4 protein-coding genes are annotated in these 4,174 nt (G+C 65.0%); 1 reads left to right on the top strand and 3 read right to left on the bottom strand.

What is annotated here, in order from left to right:
- Positions 1-457: SH3 domain-containing protein (locus tag BBA01S_RS45015; protein ID WP_042298654.1), on the bottom strand; the 457-nt coding region annotated here is incomplete at its 3' end.
- 240 nt (positions 458-697) lie between these two features.
- Between BBA01S_RS45015 and BBA01S_RS39270 the strand changes: the two genes are divergently transcribed.
- The gene (locus BBA01S_RS39270) at positions 698-2,002 is read left to right on the top strand and encodes an MFS transporter (protein WP_027821143.1); all 1,305 of its coding nucleotides are present in this window, start codon (positions 698-700) and stop codon (positions 2,000-2,002) included.
- Positions 2,003-2,100: 98 nt separating this feature from the next.
- Here BBA01S_RS39270 and BBA01S_RS48585 read toward each other — a convergent pair whose 3' ends face one another.
- Complete coding sequence (locus tag BBA01S_RS48585) at positions 2,101-2,301, bottom strand: BON domain-containing protein (protein WP_322787858.1); 201 nt, start codon at positions 2,299-2,301, stop codon at positions 2,101-2,103.
- A gap of 237 nt (positions 2,302-2,538) precedes the next feature.
- Complete coding sequence (locus tag BBA01S_RS39255) at positions 2,539-3,765, bottom strand: porin (RefSeq protein WP_027821142.1); 1,227 nt, start codon at positions 3,763-3,765, stop codon at positions 2,539-2,541.
- Positions 3,766-4,174 lie beyond the last annotated feature (409 nt).

Genomic DNA, 4,174 nt, shown 5'->3' with positions numbered 1-4,174 from the left:
AACCCGGCGGCGGCACGTGCGCCCAGCGATCGCGATCGCCGTACCATGATCGGTCGCGGTAGAAGCTGCCCCAATAGGCGCCGATGGAGAAGGTCACGATCGGCAAGCCGATGGCCGCGCCGTAACCGGCGAGCGGCACATAGTCGCCCTGATAGGGATAGGTCAGGTAGCCGGCGTAGACCCAGCCGCGCATGCCCGGCATCGCCACGTCGCACCAGGAATAGTCGCTGACGCAGCCCATCACGGTGACGGGATAGTTGGGCCCAAGCTCGCTCACGACTGGGTATTCGTCCGATGGCCCCGCGTAGAGATCGACGGGTTCGCTGGTATAGGCCTGCGATTGCGCGAGCGCGCCGGTCGCCGCAAGCGATAACCCGGCGGCGACCCAGAAAGCCGCGACGGGAACGGTGCAGCGAACCGTGAAACGGCGCGTCGGCGGCGTGGAACGGTCGTTCATGCTCTCCCCTTTTCTTGTGCATTCATAACGAGATATCAGCATATTCCGTTCCTCGTCCGGGCAATAGCGCGTCGCGCCATGCAGACCGCTTACCCATACTTACTCAGGATTTCCCTGCCCACCCCGCGAGGGTAGTACCCGGCGATTTACCCGCGCCTTACCGTGCTTGAGTCCGGCCGGCCGGGCGCGCTTTCCCGCGTGCCCGCGCGCCGCCATCCACGCCGCCTCCGAGGCCCTCCCATGACCTTGAACACACGCCACAAGCCTGGATCCGCCTGGATCATGACCGCGCTGTTGACCGGCCTCGCCATGATCAACTTTCTCGACAAGATCGTGCTCGGCATGGTCGCCGTGCCGCTGACCGCCGACCTGCATTTGTCCCCCGCGCAGTTCGGCCTCGTGGCGGGCAGTTTCTTCTGGTTGTTCTCGATCTCGACGATCGTGGTCGGCTTCCTCGCTAACCGCTTTCCGACCCGCTGGATCCTGCTCACGATGGGCGCGAGCTGGGCAGTGCTGCAATTGCCGCAGGCGTTTGCGGGCAGCGCGGCCGCCCTGCTCATCTGCCGCGTGGTACTGGGCGCCGCCGAGGGGCCTTCATTTCCCACCTCGGTGCATGCGATCTTCAAGTGGTTTCCCGACCGCAACCGCACGCTGCCCGTCGCCATCATCAATCAGGGCGCGGCCATGGGCATGATCCTCGCGGGTCTCGGCATTCCGCTCGTCACGCGCGAGTGGGGCTGGCGCGCGAACTTCTTCCTGCTCGCCGCGATCGGTACGGTGTGGTGCGTGCTATGGCTCGTGTTCGGACGCGAAGGCACGCTCGAAGATGCTCCGCGCACCAGCGCCGCTTCGACCGTCGCGGACACCGCCGGTGCGCTTCGCCAGCCGTACCTGAAGCTGCTCACCGATCGCTCCGTCCTGTGCGTTTTCCTGCTTTGTTTCTCGATCTACTGGTTGCTCGGCCTGGGCATTACCTGGTTGCCCATGTGGTTCGAAAAGGGCCTCGGTTTCGACGGCATCGTCTCCGGACGCTATTTCGCGCTGGTGATCCTCGCGGCCGCCGTGGCCAACCTCTGCCTGAGCGCGCTGTCCCAACGGCTGCTCAATGGCGGCGCGAACTCGCGCCAGGCGCGTGTCCAGCTCACCTGCTTCGCCATGATCGCGGGCGCGCTGCTGCTGTTTGCAATCGCCATCTTCGACCTGCCGGCCGGCGCCAAAGTCGCGCTCTACGCACTCGGCAGTGCGCTGCCGACGGTTTGCCTTTCGATCTCGCCGACCTTGATCGCGGAAATGGTGCCCGCGACGCAACGCGCAGCGATGGTCGCGATCAATACGGCGATTTCAAGCCTGGGCGCGGCCATCGGCCCGACCGTCATCGGGCGCATCGTGCAGGCCTATGGCAGCGGCAACAGCCACGCCTATGAAATGAGCATCGCGGTATGCGCCGGGTTGATCTGCCTTGCCGCGCTGGGCGCGCTGATGTGGCTGCACCCGGCGCGCGCGCAACGGACGCTGAACCGCGCTGCGGCCCCGGCCACGGCCTGATTCCATTCAGCCAGGACGAGAAAGGGGGAGCGTTGCCGCTCCCCCTTTCTTTTGCTCCCCCGGCGTAACGCACGCCAATCCAGTCAGTTCGGATACCTCTATATCGACGAAAGCGTCAAGGCGTTCTTCACCTGCGCGACGCCCGGCACGCCCTGCGCCGCCTTGCCCGCGAGTTCCACCTGAGACTGCTCCGGCACCAGCCCCTCCAGCGTCACTACGCCGTCATGCGCGCGCACGGTTATCATCGAAACGCGCAGCCCTTTGGTTTTGCTGAGCGCGCGCACGACGGCCTTCTGCAATGCGCGGTCGGCGGCCCTGGCCGAATGCGCGTCGCCGCCCGGTGCTGCAGCCGACGCCTGGGTCGCGGCGTCGCTGCCCTGCGCGCCGACGCCTGGGTCGCGGCGTCGCTGCCCTGCGCGCCGACGCCAACCGATATCAGCGCGCCCAGCAAGCCTGCGGCCAGCCGTTTGATTTGATGCGTTTTCATTGTCGTCCTCCGTTTCGTTCTGGCTCGTTCTGGCGCGACGCCTACCGCGTCAGAAGCGATGCGTCATGCCGAGCACCGCCAGCACCTGCTTCGAGCCATCGGCCGTCACGACGCCCGGCCAGCTCACATTGGCAATGCCGTTGTTCTTGAGGTATCCCGCACGCAGATAAAAGCTCGTGCGCTTGGAGAGAAAATGCTCCGCGCCGATCTCGAAGCCGGGCGTGTTGTCGTCCACGCCACGCACGCTGCGGTAGACACCCGCGAATTCGATCACGTCTACCGGCGTCGCCTGAATGGTCGCGCCCGCCTCGATGATGCTGTACGGATGCACTAGCGCCGAGAGCGGAGCCAACGTGCCCACGCCAGGCGCGGTGACGCGCGCACCCGGCGGCGGCGCGGTCGGGCTGCTGTAGCTGTAGTTGAACTGCAGGTTGACGATGCCGATGCGATAAGCAATCGCCGCCGCGTAATGCGCCGTCGAAACCAGGTCGAACGTGCTCGCGGGCAACGGCTGCCCGGCCAGCGGCGTACCGGCCGGATACTGGCCGAGCGAAGCGGTTTCGCTGCCAGCGTGCTGGAACTGGTAGCCGAGGCCCAGAAAAAGCCCGTAGCCCGAATACGTCGCCGCGAGATCGATCATGTTGCCGCTCGTCATCGGAACCGGCTGCGTGACCGTGGCGGCGAAGGCGTACATGCCGTAGAAATGCAGTCCGCGCCAGTCCGGCGACTGATAGACGATCGAATTGCTCGTGCGCCCCGAAACGTACTGCCCGGCAAGCGTGGCACGGTCGCGCCCACTTGAGACGTCGAGCGCCGAGATCGGCGACAGCACCTCGTTGCCACGGAACGGATCGGTCGGATAGAGCGCCAGGAAGCTGGGCTGATACTGCCGCCCGAAGCTCAGTTGACCCCAGTTGTCATGCTTGAGTCCCACCCACGCCTGTCGATAGAACATCGCGGTTGAATCGGCAAAAAATCCGCCGTTGTTGACGTTAAAGCCACTCTCTAGATCGAAGATGGCTTTCAGGCCGCCGCCGAGATCCTCGCTGCCCTTCAATCCGAACATCGATCCGGTCTGCCCGCCGCTTCGTTCGGAATACGAATGACTACCTGGCACGTATGCGGTGCCCGGCCCGCCCTTGGTACCACTGCCGTTGTAGAGAAACTGCCCGAATACATCGACAACACCATAGAGCGTCACGCTCGTCTGCGCCGAAGCGCCTCCTGCAGCGAACAGCAGCACCGCTCCATACACGCTTTTTTTCACCAGCTGCATGCCTGTCTCCTCGTTATATACGTCCCGGTTTTGAATCGGTGCGTTCATGGTGCCGGTGACATGCAGGTGAAACACCTCCCCTCCAGGAGTGGGACGGGAATACCCCGAGCATCGCCCCGACACGGCTTGCGGCGGGCCAGTGCGCGCCCTAAGAGCGCATTGCGTGGCCGCGCCACGCCTTAGCCCCCCCTCCCGGGGGTGGTGCGCGATGCGCCGTCGAATCTCTATGCTCGGGTTCAAGGTGACAAGCCGCGCCAACGCATCGCGGCGCGGCAGGCGCGCCTTCACGAACGAACGCCGGGATGCACGCCGGCCCAACCGTCAGGACATCTACCATGCACATCACCCGCAACGTCTTTCGTGACGATCATGAAATGCTGCGCACGACCGCGCGCCGGTTCCTAGAAGG

Source organism: Paraburkholderia bannensis NBRC 103871, assembly GCF_000685015.1.
Classification (GTDB): Bacteria; Pseudomonadota; Gammaproteobacteria; order Burkholderiales; family Burkholderiaceae; genus Paraburkholderia; species Paraburkholderia bannensis.
Note: the sequence above shows the minus strand (reverse complement) of the source record. Positions and strands in the feature narration are given on the sequence as shown.